This is a genomic window from Kluyvera genomosp. 1 (assembly GCF_001266615.1).
Classification (GTDB): Bacteria; Pseudomonadota; Gammaproteobacteria; order Enterobacterales; family Enterobacteriaceae; genus Kluyvera; species Kluyvera cryocrescens_A.
The window spans coordinates 25,756-43,900 of record NZ_LGHZ01000005.1 but is presented as its reverse complement, the minus strand read 5'-3'; the positions used below and the strand labels follow the sequence as shown (position 1 = coordinate 43,900).

16 protein-coding genes are annotated in these 18,145 nt (G+C 55.0%); 5 read left to right on the top strand and 11 right to left on the bottom strand.

Features of this window, described 5'->3' with window-relative positions; genetic code table 11:
- Nucleotides 1-150 precede the first annotated feature (150 nt).
- Nucleotides 151-573, top strand: a complete 423-nt coding sequence (locus tag KP80_RS03820) for a DoxX family protein (protein ID WP_052282262.1) — start codon at nucleotides 151-153, stop codon at nucleotides 571-573.
- A gap of 66 nt (nucleotides 574-639) precedes the next feature.
- Here the strand turns inward: KP80_RS03820 and glyA are convergent, their stop codons facing one another.
- Complete coding sequence (gene glyA, locus KP80_RS03815) at nucleotides 640-1,893, bottom strand: serine hydroxymethyltransferase (RefSeq protein ID WP_052282261.1); 1,254 nt, start codon at nucleotides 1,891-1,893, stop codon at nucleotides 640-642.
- Nucleotides 1,894-2,220: 327 nt separating this feature from the next.
- Here glyA and hmpA point away from each other — a divergent pair, with 327 nt between their 5' ends.
- Nucleotides 2,221-3,411, top strand: coding sequence for an NO-inducible flavohemoprotein (hmpA, locus tag KP80_RS03805; protein ID WP_052282260.1), 1,191 nt, complete (start codon nucleotides 2,221-2,223; stop codon nucleotides 3,409-3,411).
- A gap of 60 nt (nucleotides 3,412-3,471) precedes the next feature.
- On the opposite strand, the gene glnB is transcribed toward hmpA, so the two are convergent.
- The 5 genes from glnB to purL all read right to left on the bottom strand — a co-directional run bounded on the left by glnB (nucleotide 3,472) and on the right by purL (nucleotide 11,821).
- Entirely contained in the window at nucleotides 3,472-3,810 is a 339-nt protein-coding gene (gene glnB / locus KP80_RS03800) for a nitrogen regulatory protein P-II (protein WP_002438074.1), read from the bottom strand.
- Nucleotides 3,811-3,878: 68 nt separating this feature from the next.
- Entirely contained in the window at nucleotides 3,879-5,216 is a 1,338-nt protein-coding gene (gene glrR / locus KP80_RS03795) for a two-component system response regulator GlrR (protein WP_052282259.1), read from the bottom strand.
- Nucleotides 5,203-5,901 carry a two-component system QseEF-associated lipoprotein QseG gene (gene qseG / locus KP80_RS03790; RefSeq protein WP_231625903.1) on the bottom strand — a complete coding sequence of 233 codons (699 nt, stop codon included), beginning with the start codon at nucleotides 5,899-5,901 and terminating at the stop codon, nucleotides 5,203-5,205. The genes glrR and qseG overlap by 14 nt, the downstream gene beginning before the upstream one ends.
- A 17-nt stretch (nucleotides 5,902-5,918) precedes the next feature.
- Nucleotides 5,919-7,355 carry a two component system sensor histidine kinase QseE/GlrK gene (gene qseE, locus KP80_RS03785; protein ID WP_052282257.1) on the bottom strand — a complete coding sequence of 479 codons (1,437 nt, stop codon included), beginning with the start codon at nucleotides 7,353-7,355 and terminating at the stop codon, nucleotides 5,919-5,921.
- Between the two features lie 578 nt (nucleotides 7,356-7,933).
- Nucleotides 7,934-11,821 (bottom strand): phosphoribosylformylglycinamidine synthase, encoded by a 3,888-nt coding sequence (gene purL, locus KP80_RS03780; RefSeq protein ID WP_052282256.1) that lies wholly within the window; start codon nucleotides 11,819-11,821, stop codon nucleotides 7,934-7,936.
- Nucleotides 11,822-12,066: 245 nt separating this feature from the next.
- Here purL and mltF point away from each other — a divergent pair, with 245 nt between their 5' ends.
- Entirely contained in the window at nucleotides 12,067-13,596 is a 1,530-nt protein-coding gene (gene mltF / locus KP80_RS03775; RefSeq protein ID WP_052282255.1) for a membrane-bound lytic murein transglycosylase MltF, read from the top strand.
- Between the two features lies 1 nt (nucleotide 13,597).
- Here the strand turns inward: mltF and tadA are convergent, their stop codons facing one another.
- Together tadA and yfhb are read right to left on the bottom strand one after the other, a co-directional pair.
- The gene (gene tadA, locus KP80_RS03770; protein WP_052282254.1) at nucleotides 13,598-14,146 is read right to left on the bottom strand and encodes a tRNA adenosine(34) deaminase TadA; all 549 of its coding nucleotides are present in this window, start codon (nucleotides 14,144-14,146) and stop codon (nucleotides 13,598-13,600) included.
- A 33-nt stretch (nucleotides 14,147-14,179) separates the two neighbouring features.
- Entirely contained in the window at nucleotides 14,180-14,815 is a 636-nt protein-coding gene (gene yfhb / locus KP80_RS03765) for a phosphatidylglycerophosphatase C (protein ID WP_052282253.1), read from the bottom strand.
- Between the two features lie 224 nt (nucleotides 14,816-15,039).
- Between yfhb and KP80_RS03760 the strand changes: the two genes are divergently transcribed.
- Nucleotides 15,040-15,888 carry a MurR/RpiR family transcriptional regulator gene (locus tag KP80_RS03760; RefSeq protein WP_052282252.1) on the top strand — a complete coding sequence of 283 codons (849 nt, stop codon included), beginning with the start codon at nucleotides 15,040-15,042 and terminating at the stop codon, nucleotides 15,886-15,888.
- A gap of 93 nt (nucleotides 15,889-15,981) precedes the next feature.
- Complete coding sequence (locus tag KP80_RS03755; protein ID WP_052282251.1) at nucleotides 15,982-16,242, top strand: YfhL family 4Fe-4S dicluster ferredoxin; 261 nt, start codon at nucleotides 15,982-15,984, stop codon at nucleotides 16,240-16,242.
- On the opposite strand, the gene acpS is transcribed toward KP80_RS03755, so the two are convergent.
- The 3 genes from acpS to recO form a co-directional block, all read right to left on the bottom strand.
- A complete protein-coding gene (acpS, locus tag KP80_RS03750) occupies nucleotides 16,239-16,619 on the bottom strand; it encodes a holo-ACP synthase (RefSeq protein WP_052282250.1) in 381 nt (126 codons plus the stop codon). The genes KP80_RS03755 and acpS overlap by 4 nt on opposite strands.
- A complete protein-coding gene (gene pdxJ, locus KP80_RS03745; protein WP_052282249.1) occupies nucleotides 16,619-17,350 on the bottom strand; it encodes a pyridoxine 5'-phosphate synthase in 732 nt (243 codons plus the stop codon). Before pdxJ ends, acpS begins: the two co-directional genes overlap by 1 nt.
- A gap of 84 nt (nucleotides 17,351-17,434) precedes the next feature.
- Nucleotides 17,435-18,142 carry a DNA repair protein RecO gene (gene recO / locus KP80_RS03740; RefSeq protein WP_052282248.1) on the bottom strand — a complete coding sequence of 236 codons (708 nt, stop codon included), beginning with the start codon at nucleotides 18,140-18,142 and terminating at the stop codon, nucleotides 17,435-17,437.
- Nucleotides 18,143-18,145: the final 3 nt, after the last annotated feature.

The window sequence follows — 18,145 nt, the reverse complement described above, 5'->3', positions numbered from 1 at the left end:
CCCCTCCAGGACGAGGGAAACTTTCGCACCATCAGCGAAACGCGACACCCACGACTCACCAGCCGAAATACTGATTTCGCTCTCCTGTGTGGCAGGTCACAAAATTGTGTATTACGTTTAAATCATACGTACTTACACAAAGGAACTGCCATGAACTGTCTTCGTTATCTCGACTTTGGTGCTTCACGCGATCTCATGCTGCTGATCGCCCGTATCGCCATCGTGCTGCTGTTTATCCTTTCCGGTTATCCCAAAATGCTCAACTTTGACGGCACGGTGCAGTATATGGCCTCGTCAGGCGCGCCAATGCCTTCACTGGCGGCAGTCATTGCCATTGTGATGGAAGTTCCGGCGGTGATTCTGGTGATTTTGGGCTTCTTTACGCGCCCTCTGGCGGTCATCTTTGTCTTCTATACGCTGGGGACGGCGGTGATTGGCCACCATTTCTGGAACATGACCGGCGATGCGGTGATGCCGAACATGATTAACTTCTACAAAAATATCAGTATTGCCGGTGGATTCCTGCTGCTGGCGATTGTTGGGCCAGGGAAAATATCGCTGGACCGACGTTAATTCTCTGCTCTGTTAAACACAAAAAAGGCCGCTTTCGCGGCCTTTTTCACATCTGACGATTAACGCTTATGCGTAAACCGGGAAACGTGCGCAGATATCCAGCACTTTCGCTTTCACGCGTTCGATGGTGGCTTCATCATTGATGTTGTCCAGCACGTCACACATCCAGCCAGCCAGCTCTTTCACTTCGGCTTCTTTGAAGCCACGGCGAGTCACAGCCGGAGAACCGATACGAACGCCAGAAGTCACAAACGGGCTCTTCGGATCGTTTGGTACGCTGTTTTTGTTAACGGTGATGTTCGCACGGCCCAGCGCGGCATCAGCTTCTTTACCGGTCAGGTTTTTGTCTACCAGATCCAGCAGGAACAGGTGGTTTTCAGTCCCGCCAGAAACCACTTTGTAACCACGGTTCAGGAACACTTCCACCATCGCTTTGGCGTTTTTGGCAACCTGCTGCTGATAGATTTTGAACTCTGGTTCCATCGCTTCTTTCAGCGCTACCGCTTTACCCGCGATAACGTGCATCAGAGGGCCGCCCTGAGCGTTAGGGAAGACAGCGGAGTTCAGTTTTTTGTACAGCTCTTCGCTACCGTCTTTCGCCAGGATCAGACCACCGCGTGGGCCAGCCAGGGTTTTGTGGGTAGTGGTGGTGACAACGTGAGCGTGTGGAACCGGGTTAGGGTAAACGCCTGCGGCAATCAGACCCGCAACGTGCGCCATGTCGACGAACAGATACGCACCGATGCTGTCAGCGATTTCACGCATTTTTGCCCAGTCAACGATACCGGAGTAAGCGGAAAAACCACCGATGATCATCTTCGGTTTGTGTTCCTGAGCCTGCTTCGCCATGTCTTCGTAGTCAATTTTACCGGACTCATCAATACCGTAAGGAATGATGTTGTACAGTTTACCGGAGAAGTTTACCGGGGAACCGTGGGTCAGGTGGCCACCCTGTGCCAGGTTCATACCGAGAACGGTATCGCCCGGCTGCAGCAGCGCGGTGTAGACCGCGAAGTTAGCCTGAGAACCGGAGTGTGGCTGCACGTTAGCGTAGTCTGCGCCAAACAGTTCTTTTGCACGGTCAATTGCCAGCTGCTCAACCACGTCAACGTATTCACAGCCGCCGTAGTAACGCTTGCCTGGGTAACCTTCAGCATATTTGTTGGTCAGCTGAGAACCCTGTGCCTGCATGACGCGCGGGCTGGTGTAGTTTTCGGAGGCGATCAGTTCAATGTGCTCTTCCTGACGTACTTTTTCTTGCTCCATAGCCTGCCACAGTTCGGCATCATAATCGGCAATGTTCATTTCACGCTTTAACATCCGCATCTCCTGACTCAGCTAACAATAAAATTTTGCCCTGAAAAAGGCAGTCCAGTTGGACAACGGCCAACAGTATAACCGAATCGTTCTGTGATAACAGGTCTTGACAAACGAAATTACGCAAACGTTTACCTTCAAGCCACACAAGGGCTTGAGGAATAAAGACCTTCGGCCGGGAAGGCGATTTCTTTTCAGGATTGTGATGCGAATAATTCATGTTGTAACCGAGTTGGTGCAATATCTCAAAGAACCATTTACAAAGCAGGGGTATTTTTATAAGATGCATTTAATATGCAACATTAAGTGATAATCAAAGGAAGACCTGCCATGCTTGATGCTCAAACCATCGCCACCGTAAAAGCCACTATCCCCCTGCTGGTTGAGACCGGACCAAAACTCACCGCCCACTTTTATGACCGGATGTTTGCTCACAATCCGGAGCTCAAAGAAATTTTCAACATGAGCAACCAGCGCAACGGCGATCAGCGTGAAGCGCTGTTCAACGCCATTGCCGCCTACGCCAGCAATATTGAAAACCTGGCGGCCCTGCTACCGGCGGTGGAAAAAATTGCGCAGAAGCACACCAGCTTCCAGATTAAACCCGAGCAGTACGACATCGTCGGCGGCCACCTGCTGGCAACGTTAGATGAGATGTTCAGCCCGGGCCAGGAAGTGCTGGATGCCTGGGGCAAAGCCTACGGCGTGCTGGCCGGCGTGTTTATTAACCGCGAAGCTGAAATCTACCGTGAGAGCGCCAGCAAAACTGGCGGTTGGGAAGGCACCCGTGCGTTCCGCATCATCAATAAAACCCCACGTAGCGCGCTAATCACCAGTTTCGAAATGGCACCTGTCGATGGTCAGCCGGTCGCAGACTACCAACCGGGTCAGTATCTGGCAGTGTGGTTGAAACCTGAAGATTTTGAGTTCCAGGAAATTCGTCAGTACTCGCTGACCCGCAAACCGGATGGTAAAAGCTATCGCATCGCGGTAAAACGCGAAGACGGCGGTCAGGTATCAAGCTGGTTACATAATGCGGCGAAAGAAGGTGATGTCGTTTATCTGGCGGCTCCGGCCGGGGATTTCTTCCTGCAGGTGACGCCACAAACGCCAGTGACGCTCATCTCCGGCGGCGTAGGCCAAACGCCAATGTTGGCAATGCTGGATACGTTGGCGAAAAGCCAACATCCGGCACAGGTAAACTGGTTCCACGCCGCGGAAAACGGCGAAGTTCATGCCTTTGCCGATGAGGTGAAAGCGCTGGGCGCACAGCTTCCTCACTTCACTTCCCACCTGTGGTACCGCACGCCAACCGACAGCGATCGTCAGGGCAAGGCGTTTGACACTGAGGGATTGATGACGTTGGCACCGTTGGCAGCGAGCCTGCAGGATCCGCAGATGCAGTTCTATCTCTGCGGCCCGGTGGTGTTTATGCAATATGCGGCGAAGCAGCTGGTGGAACTGGGCGTGAACGCCGAGCGTATCCACTACGAATGCTTCGGCCCGCATAAGGTGCTGTAATGAAAAAGGCCCGAGAACGTTAAGCTCTCGGGCCTTCAAAATCATACGAAACGACGCGGATTAAATCGCTGCGTCGTCTTCTTCACCGGTACGGATACGTACGACGCGCGCCACGTCAAAGACGAAAATTTTACCGTCGCCGATTTTTCCGGTCTGCGCGGTGCGGATAATGGTATCCACACAGGTATCGACGATATCGTCGGTCACCACGATTTCAATTTTAACCTTCGGCAGGAAGTCCACCATGTACTCCGCGCCACGATACAGCTCGGTGTGGCCCTTCTGACGACCAAAGCCTTTCACTTCCGTTACCGTCATCCCGGTGATACCGACTTCCGCCAGCGCTTCACGTACGTCATCGAGTTTGAAGGGTTTAATAATCGCATCAATTTTTTTCATGGTGTTCCTGTCGTTTTTATCGCGTAACCGGTTGCTCACCGTATCATAAATCAGACGTTTGTCCGGTGCTACTCTTTAAAATCGTTCGCATCCAGTTCATGCCGCGAGAGCAATTTATAGAACTCGGTACGGTTTCGTCCGGCCATTCTGGCCGCATGGGTCACGTTGCCTTTGGTGATTTGCAGGAGTTTACGCAGATAATTCAGCTCAAACTGATTACGCGCCTCAACGAAAGTCGGCAGCGCGGTATTCTCCCCTTCCAGCGCCTGCTCCACCAGCGCATCGCTTATCACCGGCGAAGAAGTTAACGCCACGCACTGCTCAATAACGTTAACCAACTGACGCACGTTGCCCGGCCAGTTTGCCGCCATCAGCCGCTTCATAGCATCGGTCGAAAAGGCTCTGACAAAAGGTTTGTGGCGGTCCGCAGCCTGGCGCAGCAGATAGTTAGCCAGCAGCGGAATATCTTCGGTGCGTTCGGCAAGGGTCGGGATCTTCAGGTTCACCACGTTCAGACGGTAGAAGAGATCCTCACGGAACTCGCCGCGCGCCATTGCCTTAGGCAGATCCCGGTGGGTTGCCGAAAGAATGCGTACGTTAATGTCCAGATCGCGGTTACTGCCCAGCGGGCGCACCTTACGTTCCTGCAGCACGCGCAGCAGTTTGACCTGAAGCGGCGCGGGCATATCGCCAATTTCATCGAGGAACAGCGTGCCGCCCTCGGCGGCCTGGAACAGCCCTTCACGATTGCTGACCGCACCGGTGAACGCACCGCGCGCGTGGCCAAACAGCTCAGATTCCAGCAGCTGTTCTGGCAGCGCACCGCAGTTAATAGCCACAAAAGGCTTGGCGTGGCGTGGGCTAGCGTTATGAATTGCCTGCGCCAGAATCTCTTTCCCGGTACCGCTTTGGCCGTTAATCAGCACGCTAACATCGGACTGCGCCACCATCTGCGCCTGCTCCAACAAACGCAGCATCAGCGGGCTACGGGTGACAATGGCTTCCCGCCACTGCTCATCCATCGCCGGAGACGAGCGCTCCAGGGCTTCATCAATTGCCTTGTACAGTGCGTCTTTATCAACCGGTTTGGTTAAGAAGCTGAAAACGCCCTGCTGGGTCGCTGCCACCGCATCGGGAATAGAACCATGGGCGGTGAGAATGATAACCGGCATACCCGGCTGTACTTTTTGAATTTCGCTGAACAGTTGCAAACCGTCCATCTCGTCCATCCGCAAATCGCTGATGACAAGGTCAATACGCTCCTTCGCCAGCACCCGTAATCCTTGCTGGCCGCTTTCGGCGGTCTGCACCCGGTAGCCTTCACTGGTTAGGCGCATGCCCAGCAGTTTAAGCAGGCCGGGATCATCATCCACCAACAGCAGGTGCGCGGGTTTACGGTTCGTCATGTTTATCCTCGTCAGATGCGCCGCCGTGGCTCATATCGGCCCCCGGTTTGCGGCTGGAGAGTTGACGTTCAATATCCGTCAGGTTTTGCAGCTTGCGGGTGGTTAAATCCAGCTCCGCCTGCAGCTGTTGCTGCTGCACGCGCAGCGCGTCCAGCTGAGCATCGCTGGTTTCCTGAAGTTTACCGTAGCGCTGACGCTCATCGGCAAGCGACAGCTGTAGCGTCTGGTCATTGCGCCAAATCTGATATAGCGGGCGAATACGTGCAGGAATACTCGAACTGTGGGCATCAATGTCAGCCACCACCTGCCGACGCTCGGTTGGGGTGATTTTCGCATCCGACAGCAGGATGCCGCGTTTGAACGCCCCCTGCCAGTTTTCCACCGAGAGCGCATTGGCATCGGCGCGCGCACGCGCCGCCGGCAGACGGTCTGCGCAGTCCATGCCGCGCAGCCAATAAAGAGGGTTGTTTTCGGCCGTCTCGCCGCTCAGCGCCCAGATATCATCACAGTCGGTCGACAGGTAATCTGCTACCTGCTGGCGCGGTTCGTTACCGTCACTGCTGGATCCACCATGATGGGGTACCAGCGAAGTATTGCACCCGGATAAAACCAGGCAGGCGAGGCCAAATAACCCGCCACGCCACGGCCGCTGTCGCCGGCCCATACGCGTTAAAAATTGGGGCATAGTCACTCGATATCGATTCATGTGGTTGTTTTTTCAAGCCCTGGAGCCGGGAGTTCAATACGAAAACAGACGTTGCTGTCCTGTGCGTCGATAAGATAGAGCTCGCCGTGCATTTTACGCACCGAGTCGCGCGCCAGGCTTAAACCAAGACCGCTCCCTTTCACCGCGCCTTTGCGCTGGTGGCTACCCTGATAAAAAGGCTCGAAGATCATGATTTTTTCAGCATCCGGGATCGGCGTTCCTGTATTGATAACATCAATAATTACCTTAGCGCCTTCCCGGCAGCTGCGCAGATAAATGTTACCGGATTCAGTGCCATAGTGCACCGCATTCGAATAGAGATTATCCAGCGCATTCATCAATAGCGTGGGTTCTGCCAGGCAGGCTGGGGCCTGGAGGTCGACCTGCGTGTGCATCATTTTAGCTCGCGCCGGTAAGCTATGCGCGGAAACGACCATCTCGACCAACGGCGCGAGGGTGACGGGCTCCATGCGGATCGCCGTTTCACTGAGCTTACGGTTATAGTCCAGCAGTTGCTCAATCAGCGTTTGCAGGTTGCGGCTGCTGCTATCAAGAATGGCGACCACCTCTTTTTGTTCCGCGGTGAGCGGCCCCACGACCTGATCGGCCAGCAGTTCGGTGCCCTCGCGCATGCTGGCGAGCGGCGTTTTCAATTCATGAGACAGATGGCGTAAAAACTGATGACGCTGTGACTCCAGCCATGACAGGCGTTCACTCAGCCAGACGATGCGTTGCCCGACGGAGCGCAGCTCGCGCGGCCCGCGGAACATCACTTCACCGTCAAGCGACTGCCCTTCCCCCAGCCGGTTAATCATACTCTCAATACCCTTCACCGGGCCGATAATCATGCGGGTAAACAGCAGCACCATCGCCAGACTAACCAGAAACAGTACCAGCGCCTGCCAGCCAAAGAACTGACCGCGCTCGGCAATGGCCTGCTGTAGCTGCTGCCCGCGAGAGAAGACCACCGTACGCGTTGCCTGAACCAGTTCGCTGTTGGCACTGGAGAAGGCGGCCAGATACTCTGCCGCTGGCTTTTGCGGCCCGCTGTTGTTGCACTCCAACTGGGCTAAATCATGAAGGCTCTGGCGCAACTGTTGATAAAGGGCAACATCAGGCAGTACGCCCGCATGCGCCTCCAGCATATCGCCATAGCGCTTACGCTGATTTTGATACACCTTCGCCAGCGTCGGGTCGTCAAGCACGCAGTACTGACGGTAGCTACGTTCCATATCCAGGGCGATATTGGCCATCGCTTCGCTGCGTCGCGCATCGATAAGCGTAGTACGGTTGGTCTGTTCAGCCTGCGCGCTGAGCATATTCAAGCTCTGCCATGCCTGCCATGCCAATACCAGCAGCGGCAACAGGATCAACAGAAAAGACAGAGTGACCAGTTGGCGCAGCGAACGTGGAGAAAGTGAAGGGCGTTTCAAGGCGTTATCTCAATAAAGCAACATAGTGAAATGCTAACTGAGGTTATCGGAGAGGGAAAGGCCAGAAAGAACAAAGCCGGGCATAAGCCCGGCTTTGTTCTGGAATAAGGCGGTGCCTAACTCAACGTTTCGCCCGATGATTGATAAAGCAGAGCTGTTATCAGTTGCTGGACGGCAGGCACCTTGTTGTGCGTCATTCGAAGTTTATGTAGCACGTCCCGAAGGGGCTGACATAAGGAGGTGAATGAGCCACTGGTTATTATTATGCACGATGCGTGCCACAATACAAAACATTAAATTAACATTATGATAAATATAGAAAATATACTAGCAATGGCGCCATGCCGTGCTGACTATTTTTTGACCTTTATGTCGCTAATTAGCAACACTCGTACAACTAAAGTATAAATTCATTACATATCAATAAATTAAATGTCTCTTTTTAGCGACAGCGCAATAGCGGTAATGTCGGGATTTCCCGACACAGCGTAGCGGTCTTGAAAAGCACAACGTGTGAATCGCCCCTGAGGGCAAAAAAAAGCCCCTCACACGGAGGGGCCTGATTTATCGGTGTGAACTCAACCGAGTTGTTTACGCGCGTTGCGGAAGATTCGCATCCACGGGCTGTCCTCGCCCCAGTTTTCCGGGTGCCAGGAGTTAGCGACTGAACGGAATACGCGCTCTGGGTGCGGCATCATAATCGTGACGCGGCCGCTTTCGCTGGTCACTGCCGTAATACCGTTTGGCGACCCGTTTGGGTTGGCCGGGTAAGTTTCGGTGACTTTGCCGAAGTTATCGACAAAGCGCAGTGCCACCAGGCCTTTGCTTTCAAGCTGAGCCAGGTGCGCACCGTCACGCACTTCTACGTGGCCTTCACCGTGAGAAACGGCGATTGGCATCCGCGAACCTTCCATCCCTTGCAGCAGCAGAGACGGACTGCTGGCCACTTCAACCAGGCTAAAGCGTGCTTCAAAGCGGTCAGAGTGGTTACGTACAAAGCGTGGCCACAGGTCGCTGCCCGGGATCAGTTCGCGCAGGTTAGACATCATCTGACAGCCGTTACACACGCCCAGCGCCAGCGTCTGCGGACGATGGAAGAAGGTGGCGAATTCATCACGTACGCGGTTGTTGAAGAGGATGGATTTCGCCCAGCCTTCGCCCGCCCCTAATACGTCACCGTAAGAGAAGCCACCGCAGGCAACCAGTGCATCGAAGGCGTCAAGACCCAGACGACCGGCCAGCAAATCGCTCATGTGGACATCAATGGCATCAAAGCCCGCACGGTGGAAGGCGGCCGCCATCTCTACGTGGGAGTTAACGCCCTGCTCGCGCAGTACGGCCACTTTTGGACGCGCACCGGTAGCAATGTAAGGCGCTGCCACATCGGCATCGATATCGAAGGTGAGCTTCACGTTGAGGCCCGGGTCGTTATCGTCCGCTTTGGCATTATGTTCCTGATCGGCACATTCCGGATTATCACGCAGACGCTGCATCTGCCAGGTGGTTTCAGCCCACCACATACGCAACTGGGTGCGGCTTTCGCTAAACACCGGCTGGCCGTTTGCGGTCAGAGTGAAACGGTCACCCGCGACGGCCTGTCCGAGGTAATGTACGCAATCTGCCAGGCCATTCGCCGCCAGAATCGCTTCCACCGCTTCACGGTCGGCGGCGCGCACCTGAATCACCGCACCAAGCTCTTCGGTAAACAGCGCAGCCAGACGATCGTCCCCCAGGGACGCAATATCGGCTTCGACGCCGCAGTGGCCAGCGAACGCCATCTCTGCCAAAGTCACCAGCAGGCCACCGTCGGAACGGTCGTGATAGGCCAGCAGCTTACGCTGTGCCACCAGCGCCTGAATGGCGTCGTAGAAGCCTTTCAGCTGTGCGACGTCGCGCACGTCAGCTGGCTTGTCGCCCAACTGGCGATACACCTGCGCCAGAGCGGTCGCACCCAGCGTATTGTGGCCTTTACCGAGGTCAATCAGCAGCAGGGCGTTATCTTCAGTCACCAGCTGTGGGGTGATGGTATGACGCACATCTTCCACACGCGCGAAGGCGGTGATCACCAGCGACAGCGGCGAGGTCATCTCGCGCTGCTCGTTGCCTTCCTGCCAGCGGGTTTTCATCGACATGGAGTCTTTGCCCACCGGAATGGTCAGGCCCAGCTGAGGGCACATCTCTTCGCCGATGGCTTTTACCGCTTCATACAGGCCCGCGTCTTCACCCGGGTGGCCGGCAGCAGACATCCAGTTCGCGGAGAGTTTAATCTGTTTGATGTCGCCAATCTGCGTGGCGGCAATGTTGGTCAGCGCTTCGCCCACCGCCAGGCGGGAAGAAGCGGCAAAGTCCAGCAGTGCGACTGGTGCACGTTCACCCAGCGCCATCGCTTCGCCGTAGTAGCTATCGAGGCTCGCAGTGGTAACGGCACAGTTAGCCACTGGGATCTGCCATGGGCCAACCATCTGGTCACGCGCTACCATGCCGGTCACAGTACGGTCGCCAATGGTAACGAGGAAAGTTTTCTCTGCCACGGTGGGCAGATGCAGCACGCGGTTCACCGCATCGGCCAGCGAGATCTCTTCACGCGCCAGCGCTTCGCCTTTCGCTTTCAACGTCTGGACGTCACGGGTCATTTTCGGCGTTTTGCCGAGCAGCACGTCAAGTGGCAGATCGATAGGCTGATTGTCGAAATGACGGTCATTCATCGAAAGATGCTGTTCTTCGGTGGCTTCACCGATCACCGCATAAGGCGCACGCTCGCGTTTGCATAACTCTTCAAACAGCGGCAGTTGGTCAGCGGCAACCGCCAGCACATAGCGTTCCTGGGATTCGTTACACCAGATTTCCAGCGGGCTCATGCCTGGCTCATCGCTAAGGATATCGCGCAGCTCAAATTTACCGCCGCGCCCGCCGTCGCTAACCAGCTCAGGCATAGCGTTGGACAGGCCACCTGCACCCACGTCGTGGATAAACAGGATTGGGTTAGCATCGCCCAGCTGCCAGCAGCGGTCGATAACTTCCTGGCAGCGGCGTTCCATTTCCGGGTTGTCACGCTGTACGGAAGCAAAATCAAGGTCAGCATCAGACTGTCCTGAAGCCATCGAAGAGGCCGCACCGCCGCCCAGGCCGATGTTCATGGCCGGACCACCGAGGACGATCAGCTTAGCACCGACGACAATCTCACCTTTCTGCACGTGATCGGCGCGAATGTTACCGATCCCGCCCGCCAGCATGATCGGCTTGTGATAGCCGCGCAGCTCTTCGCCGTTATGGCTGTTCACTTTTTCTTCGTAAGTACGGAAGTAGCCTGTCAGCGCTGGGCGACCAAATTCGTTGTTGAATGCCGCCCCACCGAGTGGGCCGTCGGTCATGATGTCCAGCGCGGTGACGATACGATCCGGCTTACCGAAATCTTCTTCCCACGGCTGTTCAAAGCCCGGGATGCGCAGGTTAGAGACGGAGAAGCCCACCAACCCCGCTTTTGGCTTCGCGCCGCGACCGGTTGCCCCTTCATCACGGATTTCACCGCCGGAACCGGTGGCTGCACCCGGCCACGGAGAGATCGCCGTCGGGTGGTTATGGGTTTCAACCTTCATCAGGATATGCGCAGGCTCCTGATGGAAATCGTAGCGGCCGGTGGCGTAATCGGCAAAGTAGCGACCCACTTCCGAACCTTCCATCACCGCGGCGTTGTCTTTATAGGCCGACAGCACGTGTTCCGGCGTGGTTTCGAAGGTGTTTTTAATCATTTTAAACAGCGACTTTGGCTGTTTTTCACCGTCAATAATCCAGTCAGCGTTGAAGATTTTGTGACGACAGTGCTCGGAGTTCGCCTGAGCGAACATGTAAAGCTCAATGTCATTCGGGTTGCGTCCCAGTTTGGTGAACGCATCCTGCAAATAATCAATTTCATCTTCCGCCAGCGCCAGGCCCAGACGGATGTTGGCGTCAATCAACGCCTGACGCCCCTGCCCCAGCAAATCAACGCTGGCAACCGGTGCTGGCTGGTGATGGGCAAACAGTTTTTCTGCATCCTGCAGTGAGGCAAATACGCTCTCCATCATGCGATCGTGCAGCTCGGCGGCAACAGCATCGACTTGCTCAGCAGTCAGGCTAGCGGCATCAATATAGTAGGCCACGCCGCGCTCAAGACGCAGAACCTGCTGCAGGCCGCAGTTGTGGGCGATGTCGGTAGCTTTTGAAGACCAGGGGGAGATAGTGCCAGGGCGAGGAGTGACGAGCAGCAGTTTACCGGTAGGGGTATGACTGTTCAGGCTTGGGCCATACTGCAACAGTCGCTCGAGTCGGGCCCGCTCTTCTTCGGTCAGCGCCGCGTCCAGATCGGCAAAATGGACATACTCGGCGTATATATTGCTAACCGGGAGGTTGGCCGCCTGAAAACGCGTCAGCAGTTTGTTAATACGAAATGCAGACAGTGCAGGCGAACCACGCAGAATTTCCATCATAAGTCTCTCGTCTTCTCAGCTTTCAGTGTGCGCAATGGGGGAGAACGGGCGCTATTATAGAGAATCCTGTGGCCTGACGAAACCGTTTGCGTCAAAATAAAATCATCGTCGTGCTTTACCAATAGATGTGACTCACCTCTCGAATCAGTTGCCAACTGGCGTAATGTTAAGCAAAATGCCGCTCAATCTGAAGCAAACCTTAGTGTCGTCAGGGATACCCTTTAGCATCTCAGCGAATTAACTATTTGAAAAAACTAAAGATTAATTATCTGCTCATCGGCGTCGTGACGCTGTTGCTGGCAGCGGCCCTGTGGCCGTCCATTCCCTGGTTTGGCAAACCAGAAAACCGCATCGCCGCGATTCAGGAGCGGGGGGAGCTGCGCGTCAGTACCGTCCTCTCTCCGCTGACCTATAGCACCTTTAATGATAAAGATATCGGCCTCGATTACGAGCTGGCTCAGCAGTTTGCTGACTACCTCGGCGTGAAGCTGAAGATTACCGTACGCCAGAACATCAGCCAGCTTTTCGATGACCTCGACCATGGCAATGCCGACATGCTCGCCGCGGGCTTGGTCTATAACAGCGAGCGCAGCAAAAGCTATCAGCCCGGCCCGACCTATTATTCTGTTTCTCAGCAGATGGTTTATCGCGTCGGTAATACCCGCCCGCGCAATCTGAGCAATATTTCCGCGGATCAACTGACCGTCGCGCCAGGTCAGGTGGTGATTAGCGATCTGCAAAGTTTAAAGGAAACGAAATACCCCGACCTGTCGTGGACCGTTGATGAAAAACGCGGTTCGGTCGATCTGATGCAGGCCGTCATTGACGGTAAACTTGACTACACCATCGCCGACTCGGTTGCCATTGGCCTGTTCCAGCGCGTTCACCCCGAGCTTGCGGTCGCGCTGGATATTACCGACGAGCAGCCGGTCACCTGGTTTAGTCTACAGGACGATGACAATACGCTCTCTGCGGCGATGCTCGACTTCTTCAACAATATTAATGAAGACGGCACCCTGGCTCGTCTGGAAGAGAAATATCTCGGCCACGGCGACGATTTCGATTACGTCGATACCCGTTCATTCCTGCGCGCGGTGGATAACGTCCTACCGGACCTGCAGCCGCTATTTGAAAAGTACGCCAGTGAAATAGACTGGAAACTGTTGGCCGCTATCTCGTATCAGGAATCGCACTGGGATCCGCAGGCCACCTCCCCTACTGGCGTTCGCGGTCTGATGATGCTGACCAAAAATACCGCGCAAAGCCTTGGGCTGAGCGACCGTACTGATGCCGAGCAGAGCATCAGCGGTGGGATGCGTTATATCCAGGATATGATGACCAAAGTGCCGGATAGCGTACCGCAGGAAGAACGAATATGGTTTGCGCTGGCGGCCTATAACATGGGCTACGCCCACATGCTCGATGCTCGCGCGCTTACCGCAAAGCAAAAAGGAAATCCGGACAGCTGGGCCGACGTCAAGCAGCGGCTGCCGCTGCTGAGCCAGAAACCGTGGTACAGCAAGCTAACCTACGGCTACGCACGCGGGCATGAAGCCTATGCTTATGTCGAAAATATTCGTAAGTATCAGATAAGCCTGGTCGGCTATTTACAGGAAAAAGAGAAGAAGGCAACGGATGAGATGGCAATTGCGCAGGCTTATCCGGCGGTATCAGCAGATGAACTCAATCAGAATCACTACAGCCTGTTCTCCTTTATGCCGTCACCTAATCAAAACGACGCGGTGTCGTTTTTAATGTCACGGCATAAAAAATAAGCTACTGGCCAGCGGGAGGATTTGCTTTCGCGGCCTGCTTCAGCGTTTTTTGCTGCTGACGACGGTAGCGGAAGAAATCGCTCAGCATGCCAGAGCACTCGTCGGCCAACACCCCTTCGGTAAATTCAATTCGGTGGTTCATACCCGGATGATGCAGCACGTCGATTAAGGAACCCGCCGCACCGGTTTTAGCATCGCGGGCACCAAACACCAAATGCCCGATCCGACTATGTACCATCGCTCCCGCGCACATCACGCAAGGTTCCAGCGTCACGTACAGCGTGGTATCAATCAAGCGATAGTTTTGCAGTACCAGCCCGCCCTGACGCAGTGCCATGATTTCCGCATGTGCGGTAGGGTCGTGGCGGCCAATCGGACGATTCCAGCCTTCGCCAATCACCTGGTTGTTGTGCACCAATACCGCACCCACTGGCACTTCGCCCTCTTCCCAGGCGCGTTTGGCCAGCATCAGCGCATGGCGCATCCAGTATTCATGGTTCAGTTCAATGTTGGACAACGTGAAGACTCCAGAAGATAAAACGCCGCGCATTATACACAATATCCATCAAAGCGCAGCGCCCGCTTATTCCAGTTGCTCAAGCTCACCGCGCGGCGTGACCCGCCAGCGATGCTCACAGAAAAAAAGTAGTGGGTTATCCTGCTTGCTGTCGCTATAGCCGCTGTATAAACGTAGCGGCGCGCCGAGACGCTGTTCCAGCTGTACCACCTTTTCATGCCCTAAACAGCGTACCGATAATACCCGCCCACCAAAGCCACGGTGCATTTGGCTGCCAATCAGATTCACCCGAGACATCCACGGCGCATCGGCATAGGCGCGTTCGACCAGGGTCTGTGGCGAACCGGTAATTAACCAAACGTCAGCATCATGGTGACTGAGGTAGCTGTCTAAACGCTGCTGCACAATGGGAAACGGCGTCACCGTGGCACGAAACCAGATAATAAAACTCGCCTCCAGCGCGTTTAGCGTTGCTTCGCGCCGGGCGAACGTACAGCCCCAAAGCAGCACGCTCATTGGCCAGCGCGCCGCGCGACCTTTCAGCAGCATGGCCGCACCGATAATAGGTAACAACGGCAGTACCAGCAGCGCGTTAAGCGGCAGACGGCGCAGCAGATAGCGGATGAACGCGCCAAACAGATCCTGCTGGTGCAGCGTACCATCGAGATCAAAGAACACCACGCGGCGGGAATGGCTGGTCAAATGAGACTCCTGTCGTTATCTATCAGTGAAGGCAATAGAGTAACAGATCCCCCGCACGCTTTCGCCAAACGAGCCTTCAACAAACACCGACGCTAAAAGAGTTGTGTTTTACCCGCATGGAATATTTAATTCGCCATATCTAGTTATAATAGAATACATAATTCGTTCAAACGAGCAGAATGGTGTTTCGGTACATAAGTGGTCATTGTGCCCGTGAGGTTATTATGAATTGTTTAATCAGTATTCGTCAGCGCTACCCTCAGCTGGCGCAAAGCGACAGAAAGCTAGCCGACTTTATTCTGGCGCAGCCGGATCAGGCCCGTCACTTAAGTTCACAGCAGCTGGCAAGCCAGGCCGGCGTGAGCCAGTCAAGCGTAGTGAAGTTTGCTCAGAAGCTCGGGTTTAAAGGATTTCCTGCACTCAAGCTGGCGCTCAGTGAAGCCATGGCCAGCAGCGTCAACCCTCATTCCGTGCCGGTACATAACCAGATTTGCGGCGACGACCCACTGCGTCTGGTGGGCGAGAAGTTGATAAAAGATAACGTAGCCGCCATGCACGCGTCGCTCGACGTGAATAGCGAAGATAAGCTGGTAGAAACGGTGACACTGCTGCGCAACGCGCGACGCATTATTCTCACCGGCATTGGTGCATCGGGGCTGGTGGCGAGGAATTTTAGCTGGAAGCTGATGAAAATCGGCGTTAATGCCGTTTGCGAGCAGGATATGCACGCTCTGCTGGCCACCGTTCAGGCAATGACCAAGGACGATCTGCTGTTAGCCATCTCCTATTCCGGCGCACGTCGTGAGATCAATCTGGCCGCAGACGAGACGCTACGCGTCGGTGGAAAGGTTCTCGCCATTACCGGTTTTTCACCCAACGCCCTACAGCAGCGGGCCACGCACTGTCTGTATACCATTGCCGAAGAGCAGGCTACGCGCAGTGCGGCCATTTCCTCAACCAGCGCTCAGATGATGTTAACGGATCTGTTGTTTATGGGGCTGGTACAGCAGGACCTGGAAAACGCACCGGAGCGTATTCGCCATAGCGAAGCGTTAGTGAAAAAGCTGGTTTGATCGGCCGTGCTATTACCACAGAAAAGGTATGGCCTGAGTGGAAAATGAGCGTATAATGCGCGCCCTGTTTATAATGTTTCTGAGAATTTCCTGATGGCGCTGTTAATCACCAAAAAATGTATCAACTGCGATATGTGCGAACCGGAATGCCCCAACGAGGCCATTTCGATGGGTGATAGCATCTATGAGATCAATAGCAATCGCTGCACCGAATGCATCGGCCATTATGAAACACCAACCTGTCAGAAAGTGTGCCCGATCCCAAATACTATTTTGAAGGATCCGGCACATCTGGAAAGCGAAGAGCAGCTGTGGGACAAGTTTGTCCAGATGCACCACGCGGACAAAATCTAGCTTTCAACAATCACCGTCGCGCAGGCATAGTGACGTTCATCGGCGAGCGTCACATGCATATGCGTCACGCCCATCCGTTCAGCCAACAGTTTCGCCTCGCCCCATAACCGCAGCTTCGGCTTGCCCAACTCGTCGTTGTAAACTTCAAACTGATTAAACGCCAGGCCGTTACGAATACCGGTGCCCATGGCTTTAGACGCCGCCTCTTTGACCGCAAAGCGCTTGGCCAGAAAACGCACCGGCTGTTGATGCGTTTCCCAGATTGCCCATTCGTTATCGCTGAGCACGCGGCGTGCAAGACGATCGCCACTGCGGGCGATCACCCCTTCGATACGGGCGATTTCGACGATGTCGGTACCTAACCCTAGAATGGCCATTAGCCGCGCGCTTCCAGCATCAGGCGTTTCATTTCAGCAACAGCGTCTTTCAGGCCGCTCATGACCGCGCGACCAATAATGGCGTGGCCGATGTTCAGCTCGTGCATTTCCGGCAGCGCGGCGATAGCCTTCACGTTGTGATAGGTCAGGCCGTGACCCGCGTTGACCTTCAGGCCAAGGCTTGCCGCGTAGGTCGCCGCTTTCGCGATACGTTCCAGTTCTTTGGCCTGTTCGGCGTCGGTCGTCGCATCGGCGTAGCAGCCAGTGTGGATTTCGATATACGGCGCACCCACGTCAGCAGCGGCTTTAATCTGCGCGTTATCGGCATCGATAAACAGCGAGGCCAAAATTCCGGCATCCGCCAAACGTTTGCAGGCATCGCGCATTTTGTCGAGCTGACCAGCCACATCCAAACCGCCTTCGGTGGTCACTTCCTGGCGTTTTTCCGGCACCAGGCAGCAGAAATGCGGCTTGGTTTCGCAAGCAATAGCCAGCATCTCTTCGGTTACCGCCATCTCCAGATTCATCCGGGTATCCAACGTCTGGCGCAGAATGCGTACATCGCGGTCGGTGATGTGCCGACGATCCTCACGTAAATGCACGGTGATGCCATCAGCACCGGCCTGCTCAGCGATAAACGCCGCCTGCACCGGGTCTGGGTATGCGGTGCCGCGTGCGTTACGCAGGGTGGCAATGTGGTCAATATTGACGCCTAACAGTAATTCAGCCATGACAATCCTCGTGTTTTTATTTTTAACGTTCTTTTTCCTCACTCCGGCCCTCTAGTAGGGAAAGCGGAGCGAATGTAAAACGGGTTATCGCTTTGGCACAAACTGGCGAAACAGTTCGCGGCTCTTTAGCGGTTTGCCACCAAGATACGGCTTTAGCGCCATACGGGTAAAGCGTTTCGCGGCGCGCAGTACATCGGCGTCTGGAAATTCCCGGCTCGCCAGCGCTTTCAAATGCCGCCCGGTAAAGGTGTTGTTATCCATCACGATACTGGCGATAAACCCCTTCTCTTCGCGATAGCGGTAGGTCATGGTGTCATCGACTTCATCACCACTCCCCGCACAGTGCAGGAAATCAACGCCGTAGCCGAGATGCCCCAGCAGCGCCAGCTCGAAACGACGCAGCGCCGGTTCCGGCGAGCCAGTTGCGCCTGCGAGCGCCTGGATGCAGTGTAAATAGTCAAAGAAGAGTTCAGAGAAGCGAGTTTCGTGCTCAAGCACACGAGAGATAAGCTCGTTGACGTACAGACCACTGTAAAGGGTGATGCCGCTTAGGGGTAACGCCAGGGAGACGGCTTCTGCGCTACGCAGCGTTTTGACTTCGCCGCGTCCGCCAAAGCGAACTAACAGGGGGGTAAAGGGCTGAAGCGCACCTTTGAGATTAGAGCGTTTGGAACGTGCGCCTTTCGCAACAAGGCGCACGCGACCCGACTCTTCCGTGAAGACGTCCAGCATTAGACTGGTTTCGCTCCAGGGACGACTATGCAGGACGAAAGCGCGCTGCCAGCCCTCCATCGG